Source organism: Nostoc sp. DSM 114159, assembly GCF_053470285.1.
Window position 1 is genome coordinate 3,179,310 of the sequence record NZ_JBPFEH010000001.1, and the last position, 18,425, is coordinate 3,197,734.

Annotated in this window: 16 protein-coding genes; 8 read left to right on the top strand and 8 right to left on the bottom strand. The window is 39.9% G+C overall.

Features of this window, described 5'->3' with window-relative positions:
- The first annotated feature begins 101 nt into the window (after positions 1-101).
- Positions 102-998 (top strand): alpha/beta fold hydrolase, encoded by an 897-nt coding sequence (locus ACR5KR_RS13075; protein ID WP_448266809.1) that lies wholly within the window; start codon positions 102-104, stop codon positions 996-998.
- Positions 999-1,110: 112 nt separating this feature from the next.
- Here ACR5KR_RS13075 and ACR5KR_RS13080 read toward each other — a convergent pair whose 3' ends face one another.
- Positions 1,111-1,644: a DUF4330 domain-containing protein gene (locus ACR5KR_RS13080; protein ID WP_448266810.1), complete on the bottom strand. Its 534-nt coding sequence runs from the start codon at positions 1,642-1,644 to the stop codon at positions 1,111-1,113.
- Between the two features lie 486 nt (positions 1,645-2,130).
- On the opposite strand from ACR5KR_RS13080, the gene ACR5KR_RS13085 reads away from it, so the two are divergent.
- The gene (locus ACR5KR_RS13085; RefSeq protein WP_448266811.1) at positions 2,131-2,994 is read left to right on the top strand and encodes a M48 family metallopeptidase; all 864 of its coding nucleotides are present in this window, start codon (positions 2,131-2,133) and stop codon (positions 2,992-2,994) included.
- A gap of 152 nt (positions 2,995-3,146) precedes the next feature.
- Here the strand turns inward: ACR5KR_RS13085 and ACR5KR_RS13090 are convergent, their stop codons facing one another.
- The gene (locus ACR5KR_RS13090) at positions 3,147-3,902 is read right to left on the bottom strand and encodes a metallophosphoesterase family protein (protein WP_445632000.1); all 756 of its coding nucleotides are present in this window, start codon (positions 3,900-3,902) and stop codon (positions 3,147-3,149) included.
- A 270-nt stretch (positions 3,903-4,172) separates the two neighbouring features.
- On the opposite strand from ACR5KR_RS13090, the gene ACR5KR_RS13095 reads away from it, so the two are divergent.
- Positions 4,173-4,457 (top strand): DUF2470 domain-containing protein, encoded by a 285-nt coding sequence (locus ACR5KR_RS13095; protein WP_445631999.1) that lies wholly within the window; start codon positions 4,173-4,175, stop codon positions 4,455-4,457.
- A gap of 419 nt (positions 4,458-4,876) precedes the next feature.
- Here ACR5KR_RS13095 and ACR5KR_RS13100 read toward each other — a convergent pair whose 3' ends face one another.
- Entirely contained in the window at positions 4,877-7,315 is a 2,439-nt protein-coding gene (locus tag ACR5KR_RS13100; RefSeq protein ID WP_448266812.1) for a hypothetical protein, read from the bottom strand.
- Positions 7,316-7,487: 172 nt separating this feature from the next.
- Between ACR5KR_RS13100 and ACR5KR_RS13105 the strand changes: the two genes are divergently transcribed.
- Both ACR5KR_RS13105 and ACR5KR_RS13110 read left to right on the top strand, forming a co-directional pair.
- Complete coding sequence (locus ACR5KR_RS13105; RefSeq protein WP_448266813.1) at positions 7,488-8,837, top strand: glutamine synthetase family protein; 1,350 nt, start codon at positions 7,488-7,490, stop codon at positions 8,835-8,837.
- Between the two features lie 26 nt (positions 8,838-8,863).
- Complete coding sequence (locus ACR5KR_RS13110; RefSeq protein WP_448266814.1) at positions 8,864-10,003, top strand: amidohydrolase family protein; 1,140 nt, start codon at positions 8,864-8,866, stop codon at positions 10,001-10,003.
- Positions 10,004-10,302: 299 nt separating this feature from the next.
- Here the strand turns inward: ACR5KR_RS13110 and ACR5KR_RS13115 are convergent, their stop codons facing one another.
- Complete coding sequence (locus ACR5KR_RS13115; RefSeq protein ID WP_448270054.1) at positions 10,303-10,890, bottom strand: IS630 family transposase; 588 nt, start codon at positions 10,888-10,890, stop codon at positions 10,303-10,305.
- Entirely contained in the window at positions 10,875-11,375 is a 501-nt protein-coding gene (locus tag ACR5KR_RS13120) for a helix-turn-helix domain-containing protein (protein ID WP_448265554.1), read from the bottom strand. Before ACR5KR_RS13120 ends, ACR5KR_RS13115 begins: the two co-directional genes overlap by 16 nt.
- A gap of 720 nt (positions 11,376-12,095) precedes the next feature.
- On the opposite strand from ACR5KR_RS13120, the gene ACR5KR_RS13125 reads away from it, so the two are divergent.
- Together ACR5KR_RS13125 and ACR5KR_RS13130 are read left to right on the top strand one after the other, a co-directional pair.
- Positions 12,096-13,265 (top strand): glycosyltransferase family 4 protein, encoded by a 1,170-nt coding sequence (locus tag ACR5KR_RS13125; RefSeq protein WP_448266815.1) that lies wholly within the window; start codon positions 12,096-12,098, stop codon positions 13,263-13,265.
- Between the two features lie 62 nt (positions 13,266-13,327).
- Positions 13,328-14,467, top strand: a complete 1,140-nt coding sequence (locus ACR5KR_RS13130) for a glycosyltransferase family 4 protein (RefSeq protein WP_448266816.1) — start codon at positions 13,328-13,330, stop codon at positions 14,465-14,467.
- 74 nt (positions 14,468-14,541) lie between these two features.
- Here ACR5KR_RS13130 and ACR5KR_RS13135 read toward each other — a convergent pair whose 3' ends face one another.
- Entirely contained in the window at positions 14,542-14,913 is a 372-nt protein-coding gene (locus ACR5KR_RS13135; protein WP_104909380.1) for a hypothetical protein, read from the bottom strand.
- Positions 14,914-15,428: 515 nt separating this feature from the next.
- Entirely contained in the window at positions 15,429-15,698 is a 270-nt protein-coding gene (locus ACR5KR_RS13140) for a hypothetical protein (protein WP_069069307.1), read from the bottom strand.
- 659 nt (positions 15,699-16,357) lie between these two features.
- On the opposite strand from ACR5KR_RS13140, the gene ACR5KR_RS13145 reads away from it, so the two are divergent.
- Positions 16,358-17,656, top strand: coding sequence for a cation:proton antiporter (locus ACR5KR_RS13145; RefSeq protein ID WP_445631993.1), 1,299 nt, complete (start codon positions 16,358-16,360; stop codon positions 17,654-17,656).
- Positions 17,657-17,703: 47 nt separating this feature from the next.
- Here the strand turns inward: ACR5KR_RS13145 and ACR5KR_RS13150 are convergent, their stop codons facing one another.
- A complete protein-coding gene (locus ACR5KR_RS13150; RefSeq protein WP_445631992.1) occupies positions 17,704-18,093 on the bottom strand; it encodes a hypothetical protein in 390 nt (129 codons plus the stop codon).
- Between the last annotated feature and the right edge of the window lie 332 nt (positions 18,094-18,425).

The following is an 18,425-nucleotide window of genomic DNA, read 5'->3' on the forward strand; positions in this document are numbered from 1 at the left end:
GGGGAGGCGGAGAAATTATCGAATCTTCTCTTCGTGCGCCTGCGCCTCAGGTATCGTGTCTTACTTGTGCCAACGAATCACTACAGTCAACAAAAAAACTTATGTTTCAACCACTAGGATTTGAACAACGCTCTATAAATACCTCACTAGGTAGAATGGTATATTATACTGCTGCTGGAGCGCCTTGGGAGGATGATGTGACTGCCAAAGACGATCGCGAAACTTTGGTATTCTTGCACGGCTTTGGTGGTGGGTCTTCTGCTTATGAGTGGTCGAAAGTTTATCCGGCTTTTGCGGCTGAATATCGGGTCATTGCGCCAGATTTGCTCGGTTGGGGTAGGTCTGAACATCCAGCACGGAGTTACAAAATTGAGGATTATTTGATTACGATTCGGGAGTTTTTCGAGCAGACTTGTACTGGGCCAGTAACAGCGATCGCTTCTTCTTTGACCGCAGCATTTACAATTCGGGTAGCAGCAAATCATCCTGATTTATTTAAGTCTTTAATTCTTACTACCCCCGCCGGACTTTCTGACTTTGGCGAAGACTACTCTAGGAGTTTTTTTGCTCAGTTAGTTAGCGTTCCCATTGTCGATCGTTTACTTTACAGCACTGGAATTGCTACTAGTGGTGGTATTCGCAGCTTTTTAGAACAACGGCAATTTGCTCAATCCAATCGAGTTTACGAAGAAATTGTAGATGCTTATCTACAATCTGCCCAACAACCTAATGCTGAGTATGCAGCACTGTCCTTTGTACGTGGCGATTTGTGCTTTGATTTATCCCTTTACATTCAACAATTAGTCACTCCCACTGCGATTATTTGGGGACAAAAGTCGCAATTTACAGGCCCCTCAATTGGTCGCCGCCTTGCTGAAATCAATCCCTTAGCAATCCGATTTTTTCAACAGTTGGAAGATGTCGGATTGACACCACAGTTAGAATTGCCAGCAGTGACAATTGGGTTAATTCGCAAATTTTTGCCTTTGCTTAATTAACATGAGTAGTAGAGACGCGTTCGCCTCAGTGCGCTAACGCGTCTCTACATTCTTTTTCACCAGATGTTTAATAAGATTTCTAGAGAAAATATTATCAACAAAAGTGATAATACTATTTGTCTTTCAATCTGATATCAATGACAGTTGCATTGAAGTTGTAGTTAAAGCCTTCTAATTCAAATGGCATCCCAATTTTAACTTTACTGTTACCTAAAACTGGCCCGTTTTCAGTAACTTGGGCTTTGCCATCTAAAGTTAAAAGAAAATCTGTACTGTAATTATTGCTCTTAGGATCTGGCAGTTCTTTAACAGTGCCATCAGGTTGGGAAACATTGACTGTTCTAGGTAGCTGTTGAATAGATTTAATTTCAATCTGTCCGTAAGGCTGATTGCGGATAATCACATTGGTTTTCCCACCTTTTTTTAAACCATTGTCGATTAATTTTTCCGGGTCGCGTACATTCAAACCACGAACTACTAAGTCTACTTCTATGGGTACTGTTTTCGCGCCAACTTGGGCAACAGAACCAGAAGTGCCAGGAAAAATAAAGATGCCAAAGATAACTAGCAAAATTACCAGTAAAGCACCTAAATCTAGGAGATTGATTTTGCCAAACAAGCGACCTTTTGAATCTAAAATAGCCATAAAAAGTTTTCCGAGGTAATAGCGAAGTAATGGATTGTAGCCAGAAAGTTTTCGATGGAAACAGTAATTTTCCCTATTTGGTAATAACTCAAAGTATTCAAGGGTTGCAGTTATGCGACAGTTTATCACGAGTTCATAATTTCCGAAGAGCCAGCAGCTAACCCTGAAAATTTTACCTGTTATAGCAGATTTCAAGGAAAGTGAGGTACACAAGCTCGCGTCTGTTATCCATATATCAAGCGTGTTTGACTCTTGAATTCTGAATTCTGCTGTAATCCTCACGCGCCTAGAAAGTAAAATCTAGTGTTTAGGGCTATCTCTAGAGAGAATCTCTAGCCTCCCGCAGTTCGGTAGATTTGAGTCAAGATTATCTGTATAACAACTCCTTTGATATTGAGTTAAGAATGCAACTTAGAATACTTTAAATCCGTCTCATAATTTGTCCCCTCATTTTATGTTCTTCCGAAATAATCTTCAAAGCGTATTATGTTCAACTGGAAAGGTTTTGCTGCAAATTACCGTGTATGGCGGCGTCGCTGGTTTTATCCCCTAATTTCAGTGGTAGTCGCCCTGAGTCTGTGCCTGAGTACACCCTTGCCTGGAAGAACTTTAGATTTCTTACCTCTTTTACTCCAAGGAGTTCAGGCATTTCAGCTTTCTAATATATCCCCTAATCAAGAAGTTGATCTTGGTAAGCAGATTAATCAGGAATTGGTCGGCAGTCAAGTCCGACTTTACCGCAATCCCGAAGTGAATCGTTATGTAGAACAAGTTGGTCGGCGTTTAGCAGCGAATAGCGATCGCCCCGATCTACCCTATACTTTTCAGATAGTTCAAGATGAGTCTATTAACGCTTTTGCGACCTTGGGCGGCTATGTATATGTCCACACGGGTTTGCTGAAAACCGCAGACAATGAAGCGGAACTAGCAAGTGTACTCGCCCATGAAATTGGTCACATTGGCGGGAAACATGTAGTCAAGCAGATGCAGCAAAAAGCCCTCGAAAGTGGTCTATTAACGGCGGCTGGCTTAGATCGAAATGCCGCAGTGCAAATTGGTGTACAGGTAGCACGGGACTTACCACGCAGTCGTAAAAACGAATTTGAAGCCGATCAAAGAGGACTACGAACTTTGACACGTACTGGTTATGCCCAGTCAGCAATGGTCTCTTTTATGCAAAAGCTGCTGAAAAAGGGCGGTTCCACTCCGACATTTTTGAGTACACACCCCGGAACTAGCGATCGCATTGAAGCCCTCAGACGTGCAATTAACGCTCAACCTAGTAATGGAAAATCTGGCTTGGATAATGCTAGTTATAAAGCAAATATTCGACCATTAGCGAAGTCTTGAGGGAACTGGGAAAGAGGAGGCAGTGCATCGCTACGCCCAACAACCAAGCAGGGGGCAGAAGTTCTAAAATGTTTGAATTTTGAATACTTCGGCTACGCTCAGTACAAGTTTTGAATTTTGAATTGATTTCTCCCCCTGATTTCAAATATTCCTCAATTCCGATTGCGGCGATCGACTTTAATTTTGGCTGGATCGACTGTACTTACAACCTCTTCTAAAGGCAGGGTACGGATATAGTTTTTAAAGATATTAACTTGATAAACCAACTGATTTGTGACATCTAGTCCAGTCAACCAGCCACTCCGGGGATGATAAGCGCCAGTATCTATGTCTAGCCATCCCTTTCCTTGGGCCAGTTTACCAGGAGAAACACCCGGCAGGGTAAAAGTAATGGTGTGACCGATGATAATTTGTTTATCTGGAAAGTAGGGTTTTTCAATGCTGTGAAAATCCTCTCGTATCCAGCACAATTCATCGGCAGTTTGTTCTGTCACTGACTTGGAAGGGTCAACACCAGCGTGAGTTAACCAAATATCCCCCAAGTCAAGGTATGTAGGCAAAGCTTTTAACCAATCCAGATGGTCATCAGGAATGGGAGCCTCGTGGTAACTGGCCACGGTAGCTTGCCCTCCACCAAACAGCCATGCCTGCATCGTCGAGGAGGAAGTCCTTTCATTGGTCAGAATGTTTAATAACATCTGCTCATGATTTCCCAACAAACATGGGTAGTTATTTTGTTTGACAAAATTAACTACTTGTGCGCTATGAGGGCCGCGATCGATTAAGTCTCCCAGAAAATAGACTCGATCTTCTGACGTGGGGGCGATCGCCTCCAACAGTGTCATTAAACCTTCATAGTGTCCATGCACATCCCCAATTACAATTCGTCTGGGGCTAGTTTCGCTCATTGTCTCTTAGCTGCAATAGTTTTGGCTAATACTTCTGCTACAGTTTACGCTGTCTGCTTTCCGCAATGAAAGGTAAAAATACTGGATAATGCTTATTTTAATTTAATTTTTGTACGAGTAATAAACTTAACTTATCAAATATATACAACAGCAATTGTTTTTCAGATATAACTTATAATAACGATGGCGTAAGACTAGCTTTTTCTGCTAATTTAAACTACTTAGCCGAGAATTTAAGCTCTTGCCATATTCATCACTTTTAAGTTCACAATGTCTAATGGTTTTTCTGCTGAAATTAGTTCGCGCATCTGCAAGCACATGAATGACGATCATGCTGATGCTGTAGTTATTTATGCTAAAGCTTTTGGTGGTGTCACAGATGCGAACGCAGCCAAAATGCTGTCAATTGATGCACAGGGTATGGATTTAACAGCGCAAGTAAATGGGGAAGCTGTCCCAGTTCGCATTCAATTCGATCGTGTTTTAATAGATGCGGAAGACGCTCATCAAACTTTGATTGCAATGGTGAAGCAGGCGCGGGTTCAGGCTAAATAAGAAATGACAAAATAATTGACACTAAATATGCGATTAAATGTATCGCATATTTTTGTACATATAGCAATACTAGACTGGGGAAAGGTTAAAGGTTAAAGGGGAAAGGAAAATTTCATAGCTTTACCCCTTCTCCTTTTCCCTTTTTCCCAAACCAAATTCCAGTTTAAAATTCTCATCCGAGCAGTATTGAAAGCTGTGTTGTGTCGTAATTACTGTAAATACTTATACCAAGCGTGAAAAATGATTGCGACAGATGGAAAACTGAAACATTTATCCAATGGATGTTTCACAATCCAAAATCGTTCGACTGAGCTTGTCCTGAGTTTCGACTGCGCTCAACTACCGCGTAGCCGTTCGCGTAGCGTCTCCGACAGGAGAAGGGCGCAGCCGAAGTCTAAAATCTAAAATCCAAAATGGTATTACCCTGCCAGCCGATACATAATCACTTTTCCTTTCCAATTTTCTTCTACAAATACTAGATGCTCACCATTGGAACGCCGAAAAGCGCGAATACCGTAGGGTATATCAATCCAGCCACTTTCGCCGCCAACTTCTGGGCCTGGTTTTAAGTGTTGTACTTGCGCTCCCGTCTTGGCATTGTAGACATATACCTCTGCGGTTTTGACTGTCACGGCAAATACATAGTCTCCCGCCACACTGATGGCTGCTGTAGACACTTCACGCTTACCGATGCTGTCGTGGGGAATTACAATCCGCCATTTGGGAGTACGATTTCCTTTACTCCAATTGTCAAAACGGGCAATCTCAGATCCAGCAACTCCAGCATCGTCACTAAATGCAGGGCGATCTACCGTAAAGCCTGACAAATACATACTATCTGTTTCAGGGAAATATTCGATCCGGCGCAAGTCGTTAAATATTTTGGGAGTAGTTTGCTTTTCCATCGAACTATAGCTGTAGATGGGGTTGCCTTTGGGATCTATTCCCTGTAAAGAATAGTGTCGAATACCATCTTCTGTTCGCAAAGCTTTCCAAACATCTCCTTTGCTGTCTACCCACCAGCCGCCGAGATAAGGATAATCTTTGCTGCGATCGTATTCGTTCTTTTCAAATTTGCCATTACCGTTGCGATCGCGCCAGATCCATTCCCCTTTTTCTGGTTGATGTGGCGGCCAATTTCCGGTAATAAATGGTTTATCTGCGCTGTTAGTACCAACAAACATACCGGCGGGGATGGCGACTTTACCATCTGTGGCGGGATTAAAACGATAGATTTGCAGAAAGCTGTTATACATATCTGTGAGGAACAAAAACGGCTTCCCTTGAATGCGGCGAACAAAGGTTCCATCTGGCGATGTATGCAGACGTGGATCTTGAGGATATTTGAAAGGATTTAAGGTGTAGGCTTTGTAATTCCATTGCTTACCAGCAGGCTTACTATAATCCATCAGATAGTGTTCTTGTTTGGTGAATAAATCTACACCATCAGTTTTCGGATCGGCATCTGCATTATCGACGAATATCAATCCCAGCGATCGCCACATTAGTTTTCCCGATGGCGAAAATTTCCGCAAATCTGTTCCTGATTTGTTGAAACCATTACTATTTATATAAATATTGCCGGAAGCATCTGTACCGACTCCGGTAAGTCCGTAAAGTTTCAAATCTCGAACTTCACCAGCAACTCCTGCATAGATACCGCCTTTAGTGCCAAAACTACTCACCTGCACTGGCCGATCTTTGATTTCATAAGTCAACATTTGCTGACGCGGGCCATTTTCTGCTACTAACAACTTACCTTGATGATTAATAGCGATCGCAGTTGGTTCGACGATATCTGCAATCTGTTGGGGCAATTGTTTTCCACTTTGGGAATAATGTAAAATTTTTGCAGGCTTACTACCATTTTTACTTTGAATAATCCAGAGATTTTTTTGTGGATCGATAGTTATTGCTCCTGGATTAGCAACGGTAAAGCTGCGGAGTTCCTTCATCGTCTCAGTATCATAAACACGAATGCGGTTAGCAGCAAAATCACTCACATACAACTCGTTTTCCCCAGTTGCTAATCCAGTAACTTCACTTTTAGTACTGGTAATCAACATACTTTTATCCCAACCACGCCCATTCGGAAACGGCGCAGGTTTTCCTGATAAGTCATAGCGTCTAACGCTATACCAAGTTGTTCCTTCTGGTGGATAATCTTCTTTTGTATCGCCCCTCGAACCTTGAGTCATGGCAATGTAAACATATTTACTATTTGCGGTTACAGCTTTGCCACCGCCACGACTCCAGCCGTGAGTATCCCCAAGGGCAGCAATAACCTTACCATCTTTATATATTCCTGCCTCCATTGCCGCCTCATCCCAATGGCTGTTAGTATAAACTGTGCCATCAGGAGCAACATACATGGCCTCAATATTGTTTTGTACCCGCAGATTTCCACTGCCAATAGTATTACCTATCCATGATGTTTTGTAGTTAAGCGCGGGTGTTTCAGTGTTGTTTTGTACCCGCAGCTTTTCGCTGGCAATAGTATTACTTTTTTGCGATATTTTGTGTATAACCGTGGGTATTTCAGTATTGTTTTTCACCCACAGATGTTCGCTGGCAATAGTATTATTTATTGATGATATTTTATCTTTAAGTGTGGGTATCTCAGTATTATTTTGTACCCGCAGATTTTTGCTAATAGTATTATGTGTAAGCGTGCGCGTTCCAGTTGTCGCCCAGTCTGTTGTAATTCCAAGGGTAGTAACAATAACTCCAATAGTCAGACTGAGTAAAAATTTGAAAGTTTTATTTTTTTGTAAATATTTAGTATTAGATAATTTTTTGATGTGCTGATTGAGCTTATAACGTAGTTTTTTTAACTGCGTCAGTAATTTATTTATCATATAATTTTCAGGTTTTAATTATTTATATACAATCATTGTTGATGAAATCCGTAAAAAAATATAACTATTTTGAAGTGGCTAAGATACAGTCTATGTATGGACACGGCATCTGATATCACTCTGCCATAACTTTCATGAGAAAATAATCGAGTCAAAATAAAAATAACTAACAATGGCTGAAAAAAATAACTTTAAAAAAATACGAAAATATCTTGAAGAAGCTGATGTTAAATTTGTGCGAGTTCTTTGGTGCGATAATGCTAATATTATCCGTGGCAAAGCTGTGCATCTGGGAATGTTAGCTCACTACTTTGAACATGGAGTAGGGATTTCTGTAGGACAGCAGGGAATTCCCGTAATGTATGATGCAGTTGTGCCAGAAACAAATTTAGGACCAGTAGGTGAAATTCGCTTAGTCCCAGATTGGTCTAGTCTCAAGCCTTTACCTTATAGTCCTGGTCATGCTCGTGTCATGGGCAATATGATACTAGATGGTGCTGCTTGGGGGTTATGCCCGCGAAATTTTTTGAAGCGGATGATTGCAGCAGCTAAATCAATCGGTTGGGAAGTACGAGCAGCCTTTGAAAATGAGTTTTATTTATTACGGCAAACACCTGATGGCATCATTCCGGCTGACTCCACAGTTTTTGCTTCAACTCAGGCAATGGATCTCCACCGCGAAGTAATTGATGAAATCGCTGATGCACTTATTGCCCAAGGTATACCTGTCGAACAGTATTATCCTGAATCAGGCCCAGGTCAGCAGGAAATTTCCATGCGCTATACCGATGCTTTACAAGCAGCTGACTGGCAAATTGCTTTTCGAGAGACTGTCAGAGCGATCGCCCACCGCCATAACCTCATCGCTTCATTTTTACCCAAAATTTTCCCGGATGTAGCTGGTAGTGGTTGTCATATCCATCTGAGCCTTTGGCATAGGGAGAAAAATCTATTACCCGATCCTCAGAGTATCTATGGTCTTTCTGAGGTGGCATTACAATTTATCGCTGGTATTCTGTGCCATCTGCCGGCACTGATGGCACTAACTACCCCAAGTACTAATTCTTACCGCCGCATTCTTCCTCATAGTTGGAGTGGTGCTTTCCGTTGTTGGGGATTAGATAATCGAGAAGCTGCTGTGAGAGTCCCTAGCAACCCTGCTTCGGGCTGTCCCAGCCACTTTGAATTGAAAACTGTAGATGCCTCAGCTAATCCTTACTTAGCAATGGGAGCAGCGATCGCAGCCGGACTTGATGGCGTGCAGCGTAGTCTCACACCACCAAACCCAGTAAATCAAGACCCTGGATATTTATCAATTGAAGAACGCAGTGCTAAGGAAATAGACCCATTACCAAATAATTTGGGGCAAGCGATCGCTCACCTCCAGCAAGACGATATCCTATTAACAGCTTTAAATCCCCAGTTAGCCAAAGCGTTCTTAGCAGTGCGTCAAGCAGAGTGGCAAGCAATGAAAGATTGGGAATTAACGGCAGAAGTGAAAATATTATTAGAAAAATACTAGCACCCCACTCCTACTCCCTACTACAGATGAATCTGGCTGATATTCCTTTAATTGACCAACACGCCCACAACATATTAAAACCAGAAGTAGCTGCCCAGTCTCCTTATGCGGCTGCCTTTACTGAAGGCTACGAACCTGAAATCATCAACTACCATGCCCGTCATACCTTCTTTTATCGGCGTAGCTTGCGCGATATTGCTGCTTTATTGAACTGCGAAGCTGAAGAAACAGCAATTTTGGCACGGCGAGAAAGTCTAGGATTAGAAGAACTAACGCAGATTTATTTTCGGGCTGCTAACCTAGAGGCAATTTACTTAGATGATGGTTTGCAGCCAGAAACTATCCTACCTCTGTCGTGGCATGAAAGGTTTATTCCTGTGCGAAGGATTCTGAGATTAGAACTATTAGCAGAACAGCTAATTCTGCAATCTCCTGATTTTGCTACTTTCCTAGCCAGATTCAACAGTGAACTCGATCCCCCACCGTTGGGAGTAGTAGCTTTTAAAAGTATTGCCTGTTATCGGAGTGGTTTGGATATTCAATCGGTAACTGACGAGGTGGCGGCGGCTCGCTTTGACAACCTCAAGCAACAACTGCACAATCAACCTCTGCGACTGACAGATAAACCGCTGATTGATTTTCTGTTACAACAGGCATTATTAGTAGCAGCAAAATACCGCTTACCAGTGCAATTTCATACTGGCTACGGCGATCCCAGCTTGGATTTACGATTGGCTAATCCTCTAAATCTGCGATATTTACTAGAGTTACCCCAGTATCGCGATGTACCAATAGTATTGCTACACGCTTCATATCCTTATATGCAGCAGGCTGGTTATCTAGCTTCTGTATATCCCCAAGTTTATCTAGATTTCGGTTTAGCAATACCCTTTTTAAGCGTATCTGGGATGCGGGAAGCAATCAGGCAGATGTTAGAATTAACTCCCACTACTAAATTAATGTATTCTTCTGATGCCCATTCAATTCCAGAATTGTACTACTTGGGTGCAAAATGGGGTCGCCAGGTTTTAGGGGAAGTGCTAGAGCAAGCAATTACAGATTCTGATATTACTGTAGCTGAAGCTGAGGCTATTTCTGTAGCAATTTTACGTGAAAACGCCTTAGTTCTCTATCAATCAGCGCACGAAACAAGTACTAAGCGTTAGCATTATTTATTACCCCAATTACTTTTGCTTTCAAATTTGGCTGAGATTTTTCGTTGAACAGAGTGATTGCAGAGCGATATATAAAGCTCATCTATGTTGAAACCTAGAGTTTTTTAAAAAATATTAAAAGATATATTTATGTAGGTTGGGTGGAGTGAAACGCAACCCAACATTACCACCTGATTTATGTTGGGTTACGCTATCGCTGCACCCAACCTACAAAACTACGGTTCTCAAGGTAGACGAGGTTTAACTAGCAAATTATTTTTTATTTTATATAAGCCAGGACTTATACCAATTCACGAAAAGCCTGATACAAATAAAGCATCCAGAATAAAACCCCAACCTGTAATAGAAGCAACAATTGATGTGTTTAATTCCTCAAGACGTTGCCAGATAACTGTTCTTAACTCGTCCAAACTAGCAAAGCATTCCCAACTTAGATTTCTTTTGACTTCTTCCCATAAACGTTCAATTGGATTGACTTGGGGAGTATGTGGAGGTTGAAATAAGAAAATAATATTTTCGGGAATTTTAAGAGTCTGGCTTAAATGAAAAGCACCGTTATCTAATTGAATAATATGTATATCTTGCGAATATGTAGCAGCAAACTGTTCTAAAAAAATGTTAAAACAAGCTGTGTTGAGATGAGAGAATTCCCAAATATAATACTCGCCAGTTAAGGGTTCTACTAACCCGTATAAATAGAAGTTTTCTCTCTTCCATTGCATGATGCCGATAGGTTTTATGCCACAAAGCGTAATCAGCCTCCCCAATTCTGTTTTTAATCCTACACGGCTTTCATCACCACACCAATATCTAATTCTTTTGTGTTTATCTTTTGGCTCTATAGCGTGTTTTCTAATGACTTCTAGGTATTGTGGCAGTTTTTTTTAAATTCTAATTCTGCTTCTTCATTGTGTTTTATCCCTACTGCTCTTGGTACTTTTAACTTCGCTTTCATTCGATAACGTACTGTATCGTGTACTACTTTGTATGACGCTTCTACTCCTTCCACCGCTTTCAACCATGTTCGGATTTCCTCATAACTTTTAAATCCTTCTGGCTGTTCAAGTTCTTTTAAAAGTTGTTCTTTAGCCAAACCATTAATAATTGGCGGTCGCCCTGTACTCTTGTTTACTGACAACAGACCATTTATTCCTGACTTTGTATAAATTGAGAGCCATCTTTGCACCGTCACCCTTTCTCTGCCCACAACTACAGCTGCATCCTGTACCGTTCTCACCTGGCCCATTTTCAGCAAATACAAAGCTTGAATTCGTTCGCGGCTTGATGCTGTTTTCTGGTTTAAGAGCAGTTCATGCAACTCTTGGACTGATTCTTTGATTTCAACTTTGGTGATTCCAGCCATTTTCACCCGTTCATATTTATTCCTATTTTATCTGTATCACACTTTTAGTGAATTGGTATTACGCATGAGTCACGAAAAGACGAACCAAAGAGACACAGAGTAATGAGGGTTTGAGAGTTTTTTACGTAAGTCCCATAAGCTTTATGTAGCTACCCTTATTATTGAAATTTTCAGTTAATATCTTTAAAACATTATTTAAGCTCGACTTTATCCAAAATTAAGAAGTTGGTTTTCTTTATACGGTAAAAATTCTAAATTTTTGGTAAATACTTTTTCCACATCACAGATATCGATGAAGCTAAAAAAAGCAAACCTCCTTTCCCACAAAGGTTTCAGCTTAGGCGATCGCATCACGACGAAAATGGATATAGTCGAATTAAGGTATTAATATTTACTTATTTTTAAATCAAAATGGTAAGCATTAATACAAAAATATTCTAAATTTATTACTTTACAGCAGCTTTTATCTCTCTATATATAGCATTCACATTTCTGAATTGATAGGTATCATATATAGCTATCTCGGTACAGTCTAGTTAATAAACATACCGATTTTATTCCTTATTGACGTTGATATATAAATAGTTTATAAATTGGTTTTCTATACAAAAATTATTATTGGTAATGTGTATTCATAAATTCTATTGATTCAGGTTTGTATACAGATGTAAAAGCGCACAGATGTGCGCCTATTTTAGTATATTTATAGGAGATACATTAGTGGAAAATAAACTAAAAAGTTTTACTTCATCATCTGCATCTATTCTCACTCTGGGATTAGGTTGGTTTCCCAAAAGTCCTGGAGGACTAGAAAGGTATATTTACGAACTAACTCATAAATTAGCAGCAAATCAAGACCAGATTGAATTATGCGGAGTTGGTCTTCCAGAGACTGAAATAAATTCGCCGATTAAGCTGACTAACTTGGCGAGTCCGGATAGTGCTATTTGGCAAAGATTATGGTCAATTCGCACAAACTTCCAGAAAACAAGAACTAGCAAACCAGATGCTATTAATTTGCACTTTGCATTATATAGCTTTCCGATTTTAGATATTTTGCCAAAGGGAGTACCAGTTACTTTTAACTTTCATGGCCCTTGGGCTTCTGAGAGTCAGCAAGAGGTAGTTAATAAAAACCTCAGTCTTTTAATCAAGCATTGGCTAATCGAACAAAACACTTATAATCGTTGCGATCGCTTCATTGTTTTGAGTAAAGCATTTGGTAAAATTTTACACGATCAATATCAAGTACCGTGGAGCAAAATTAATATTATTCCTGGCGGAGTTGATATTAACTGGTTTCAGCCAAATTTATCACCCCAAGAGGCTTGTGCAAAGCTAGGCTGGCCTACTAATCGCCGGATTATATTTACATCACGCCGTTTAGTGCATCGAACCGGAGTTGACAAATTATTACAAGCTCTGGCTATAATTAAGCCCAGAATACCAGATGTTTGGCTAGCGATCGCAGGTCGTGGTCACATCCAAGCTGCACTACAACAACAGGCTACAGAATTAGGACTAGATGACAACGTTAAATTTTTAGGTTTTCTCCCTGATGAGCAATTACCTATAGCTTATCAAGCGGCTGAATTAACTATTATGCCTAGTCAATCTTTTGAGGGATTTGGATTAGTAATAGTTGAGTCTCTAGCCTGTGGTACTCCTGTTTTATGTACTCCAGTTGGGGGAATGCCAGAAATTTTATCAGAATTTTCACCCGATTTAATTACTACTTCAATAGACACTTTAGCTATTGCTGAAAAATTAGAACAAGCAATTTTGGGTAATATACCCATACCTTCGCGATCGGCTTGTCGCCACTACGCCACCACACACTACGACTGGAATCAAATTGCCCAGCAAGTACGGAATGTTTTATTAGCTTAAATAAGTAAGTTTAATAAATACTAGGGGCACTACACGGTTCAAATTAGATAAAAAGAGGTTTAATGAGAATTCTTTTCTTAGATCAAAGCGGTAAACCAGGCGGTGCCGAATTATGTTTAATAGATATTGCTAAACCTTATGGCGATCGCGCTTTAGTAGGTTTATTTGCAGATGGATCGTTTAAAGATTTACTACAACAAAATCATATCCCAGTAGAAGTCCTTGCAACTCAAGCAATCCAAGTTCGCAAAGAAAGCAGTTTGCTACAAGGATTCAAGAGTTTGGGACAACTTGCACCTCTGATTACTAAGATAGTTAAAAAAGCGCGTAAATACGATTTAATCTATGCCAACACCCAAAAAGCATTAGTTGTCGGAGCGTTAGCAAGTTTTTTCAGTCGTCGCCCTCTGGTTTATCATTTACATGATATTCTTTCCCAAGAACATTTTAGCCAAACTAATCTTCGCATTGCTGTTAACTTAGCTAATCGTTTTGCATCATTAGTAATTGCTAATTCTCAAGCAAGTAAAACAGCCTTTGTACAAGCAGGAGGATGCCCAGATATCATCGAAGTTGTTTATAACGGCTTTAATCCCAAAATTTATCAAACTGATGAGTCTGATATTAAACAATTACAGCAACAGTTAGGATTAGAAGGAAAATTTGTCGTTGGACACTTTAGCCGTCTTGCACCTTGGAAAGGGCAGCATATTTTAATTGATGCCCTTACTAAATGTCCGCATAATGTGATAGCAATTTTAGTTGGTGACGCACTGTTTGGCGAACAAGATTATGTCCAAAAGTTACACCAACAAGTTAGTGAACTGGGATTAGAAAACCGCGTCAAATTCTTAGGGTTTCGTTCTGATATTCCCCAGTTAATGGCAGCTTGTGACTTGGTGGCACATACCTCTACTTCGCCAGAACCCTTTGGGAGAGTGATTGTAGAGGCAATGCTATCTGGAAAACCTGTAGTTGCAGCCAAAGCTGGGGGTGCAATAGAGTTAGTAGAACATGGACTTAATGGTTTTTTAGTGACACCAGGAGAACCCCAGGAACTTGCACAAGTAATTAGCACTTGTTTACAAGAGACGGAAATAACTGCAACTATAGCCAATAATGCCAGGGCTACTGCTAGTAAGCGTTTTGATATTTCAACTATTAATCAGCAAATTTTCCAACTGCTGTCCCACAGATTATAATTACTTCCCTAATCTGACAATCACCGATTTTGTTTGGATAACCCCAGATTCACATCTGGGGTTTATGGTTGTAATTACAAACCAACTAATTCACGAGACTCAAAATCAGAGAGTTGTTGAGCGATCGCTAATCTGGCTTCCAACTTAGCTACACTAAACTGGTTACGCAGATATTCCAAATGGGCGATGGCATTTGCTTTATCAACAGTTAATCGAATTTGGGTGTCTATTGCTTTCTGATATTCCTGATTCACAAGCAGCACCTCAAAGCGGCGAGCCTTACGTTGAGCATCATTTTTCAAATCCATCTCAAAAGCGGCGGTGCGGTCTGCATTGCCTTCAAATCGGTTAACTTGATGCTGCACTGCCATCAACTGAGAATCTATTTCATTAGCCCGTTGGGCAGCTTGTGCGATCGCAGCTGGATAATGACTCAGTTGCATCATTTAATAATTTTCCTCTCAGGTCAATAATGTAGTGTTTAAGTATAAGACCAACCCTTGAATCCATTTACCAAAAGGCTATCACAGAGCAGTTTTACACTTAACTCAGCTTGGTGGAAGCTATATATATATTATAGCCAAAATGTATTGAATTAGGGGAGAAAAAGCGATGTCTGAAGTGCAGGTATGCCAATCATTTTCCTAAATTTTCGCTAAAATAAAGTTAAAATAAACTCTCAAAAATTTTTAAAGTTAAACTTCATTCATCTTTCTCTGTACTCTGTCTGAGCTAAATTTTTAAGTTTTTGAAATTAGCTTTAGACAAAGGAGTAAAAATGAATGTCGATCGTCATTCATTTCTGAAGATGTCTTTTGAATAACACTATTTATTTTGCCTTTTAAGATTAAGTCCGCCCATACACCTATGACTTATTTAGCCGTCAGACTGAAGTCTGCGGCTAATAAAGTAAGCCTGCATAAGCAGGCTAATTATTTTCTGCTAAATTCTACACTTTAGCTCAAGCTGCTTCCCGCAGTTGTGGTTGTGACGGCACACTCACCTCTGGAAATGAAAGCGAGAGTTGTTCGGCTTGAGGTACTGCCGCTTGCTGCAAAACTTGAACTTCAATATTCACGCTGACCAAATAACTACCTGTATCAGCACCAACTGCTTCGGCAATGAGTTTAGCAATGTCTGGGCGTTTGGCAGTCAGCGGGTCACGTAAAATACACCGATCCCATTCATGCTTGGCAGTCGGATTGAGGTTGAGAATATAATGCTTCATCATCGAACTAACCCTTGAATCCATCTTCCAGAAGGTTTTCACAGAGCCATTATGCATTTGGCTAGGCTTTGTGGACGCTATACTATTATAGTATATTTGTACTAAATTGGCCGATGTCCAAGTCAGAAAGTAGGAAATAGATCATTTCCGTCTAATTAGCTATGCAGAAAGCTCAAAAGTCCCTCCCCTTTCCGGTCTTAATCATAAGTCTTTAACCGGACACAATTAAGCCGTTCCACATTTAAAGAACTTGCAAAAAATAAATTATCCCTAATTGTTTCTATATCTGTAGTAGGGGCGCAAGACCTTGCGGCCCTATGTACCCCGCGGGACGCTTACGCAAACGCAAAGCGTCCCGCAGGGATGGGATATTTTTTGAACTGGAAGTCTTTAACTTGCATAATTAGCGTAGGCTTTTCGGCTTATGCCACAAGAGTTATATAAATTTTAAATTAGATATGGTTTAGCTTATAAACCATTCGTAAAAGCGCAATGTCTACGATGGGCAAAGCCAACGCCAAATTTATCTATTCTTTTCTTCTCCAATTTGGTGATGTCTCTAAATTCTTAATCCCACAAAATCTGCCTATAGATAAATTCTAATACAAAGGTATTGCAACTAAGCTTACAAAGCAGCACCTTATATTTATGTAAATCGCTATATGTTAGATATCTATATTATTGACCTATTTGTAATTGGTCTACTTTTACTGATGGTAACTTTAGGGTCGGGTTGGATTACTCGCTTACCCCTTTCTTTTGCTATCATCTACCTAGTGGTTGGTATTTTTTTAGGCCCTTATGGCTTAGGGCTGATTCAATTACGTCGAGATGACGTTTTTAACACCGAACTGCTGGAGAGAATAACAGAACTTGTCGTAATTATTTCTGTGTTTAGCTGCGGCTTAAGAATTGTTCGGCCTCTAAAGTTGGGGGTTTGGGATATTACAGTGCGATTGATTGTATTTCTGATGCCAATTTCAATTTTTGCTCTGGCTGTTGTGGGTAAATTGTTTTTAGGAATGAATTGGGGAGAAGCAATTTTATTAGGAGCAATTCTCGCACCTACAGATCCAGTATTAGCATCAGAAGTACAATTGACCAGTATAAATGACCAAGATGAGTTGAGATTTGGTTTAACCTCTGAAGGTGGGTTAAATGATGCTTTAGCTTTTCCCTTCGTTTATTTTGGCATTCATGCCTTAGAAGATGACAACTGGGGTAACTGGTTTCAACAGTGGATTACAGTTGATTTAATATGGGCGATCGCATCTGGCATTATTATGGGGATTATTGTTGCCAAATCTATAGTTTGGATTGAAAAAAAAGTTCAAAAACGCCGTGCTACCGATGAGTTAATGGAAGATTTTATTGCTATCAGCACAATTCTATTAACTTATTCATTAACAGAAATGGTTAATGGTTATGGATTTCTAGCAGTATTTATTGCTGGGTTAGTTGTCCAACGCAGTTACAGAAATCCTGAAAAACCGATAGAACAATTAGAATTTGTTGAGCAAATCGAAAAACTACTGGAAGTTGGGACAATTTTACTATTGGGTTCAATATTATTATTGAAACCAATACTTAATTATGCTATGCAATCTGTGTTAGTAATAGTTTTGTTATTCTTGATCGTCAGACCTTTAGGAGTTTGGATTAGCACAATAGGCAAACGTCCTTTAGATTCACGCCGCCGAACCTTCCACCCAGGAACTCGGTTGTTATTTGGATGGTTTGGGATTCGCGGAGTTGGTTCTTTATATTATCTAGCCTATGCCTTTAGTCATGGTTTGAAAGGTGAGGCAGCCGAACAAATTGCTTGGATAACTTACACTACTATTGTAGCCTCGGTCGTTGTGCATGGAATTAGTGCAACTCCATTAATGAAGTGGTATGAGCGCCATTTTGCTAACAAGAGAAAGACTACTCCTCCCACCACAATAGATGAATTTGAGTAAAAAGATTTCTTGGATGTAGCGACTTTCAAGACAGTCGCTACAGTTCCCTATTTACCTGTCACTTTTTCAATAACTTCTTTCGCTTTTTCCCCAAAACTTTCTGGGGGATTTTGTTTTTGTTCAGCCTTTAAATTTCTTTCATAAGTCTTCTCTATAGTATTGAGGTTTTTTGAATCTTTTTTTGCTTGCTCATAAGCTTGTTGTCTGTCTTCTTCTTGAATGCCAACACCTGGATCGTATTCGTTAGCACGATTAATTTTTTCTTCAGAATTTGGTTTATACTCTGGAGGTATTAGTTTTAATTCTTCAAGAGTAGTTGCATGACTAGTTTGCTGAACCAAAATGAAAGAACCTGACAAGCCGATGAAAACCATCAAGCTAATAACCAAAAAGCTTGAACGTAATACTTGTTTTAAACTTAATAGAATTTTTTGCATGAAAAAAATCTCCTAATCTTTTTGTTATGAGCCTTTTGAGGTAGAAGATAGATTAAATATCTGAGGCTCAAAGGCATCCTAAGTGTTTAGGTACAGTTCTTTCTTCTACCTCAAGGTATATTAATTTTTAGTTTTTATAGTAATCTGATTTACAAGACTAAAATCCTCGACTTCTTAGAAAAGTCGAGGATCTCGTGGTTCACAAATGATTTAGTAGTAACACAAAATTGTGTAATCTTACCCGTGTATCTGTTTAAAATGAGAATTGCTATAGTCCCAAATTATCGTGCTTAGTAACATCCCGTCCAGACATCAAATTCTGGAATAATAGC

Bases quoted from the DNA above. Each gene is read 5' to 3' on its own strand.
- ACR5KR_RS13130 (WP_448266816.1), top strand. From the start codon at position 13,328: ATGAGAATTCTTTTCTTAGATCAAAGCGGTAAACCAGGCGGTGCCGAA.
- ACR5KR_RS13090 (WP_445632000.1), bottom strand. From the start codon at position 3,902: ATGAGCGAAACTAGCCCCAGACGAATTGTAATTGGGGATGTGCATGGA.
- ACR5KR_RS13140 (WP_069069307.1), bottom strand. From the start codon at position 15,698: ATGATGAAGCATTATATTCTCAACCTCAATCCGACTGCCAAGCATGAA.
- ACR5KR_RS13080 (WP_448266810.1), bottom strand. From the start codon at position 1,644: ATGGCTATTTTAGATTCAAAAGGTCGCTTGTTTGGCAAAATCAATCTC.
- ACR5KR_RS13135 (WP_104909380.1), bottom strand. From the start codon at position 14,913: ATGATGCAACTGAGTCATTATCCAGCTGCGATCGCACAAGCTGCCCAA.
- ACR5KR_RS13150 (WP_445631992.1), bottom strand. From the start codon at position 18,093: ATGCAAAAAATTCTATTAAGTTTAAAACAAGTATTACGTTCAAGCTTT.
- ACR5KR_RS13075 (WP_448266809.1), top strand. From the start codon at position 102: ATGTTTCAACCACTAGGATTTGAACAACGCTCTATAAATACCTCACTA.
- ACR5KR_RS13110 (WP_448266814.1), top strand. From the start codon at position 8,864: ATGAATCTGGCTGATATTCCTTTAATTGACCAACACGCCCACAACATA.
- ACR5KR_RS13105 (WP_448266813.1), top strand. From the start codon at position 7,488: ATGGCTGAAAAAAATAACTTTAAAAAAATACGAAAATATCTTGAAGAA.
- ACR5KR_RS13120 (WP_448265554.1), bottom strand. From the start codon at position 11,375: ATGGCTGGAATCACCAAAGTTGAAATCAAAGAATCAGTCCAAGAGTTG.
- ACR5KR_RS13095 (WP_445631999.1), top strand. From the start codon at position 4,173: ATGTCTAATGGTTTTTCTGCTGAAATTAGTTCGCGCATCTGCAAGCAC.
- ACR5KR_RS13085 (WP_448266811.1), top strand. From the start codon at position 2,131: ATGTTCAACTGGAAAGGTTTTGCTGCAAATTACCGTGTATGGCGGCGT.
- ACR5KR_RS13100 (WP_448266812.1), bottom strand. From the start codon at position 7,315: ATGATAAATAAATTACTGACGCAGTTAAAAAAACTACGTTATAAGCTC.
- ACR5KR_RS13145 (WP_445631993.1), top strand. From the start codon at position 16,358: ATGTTAGATATCTATATTATTGACCTATTTGTAATTGGTCTACTTTTA.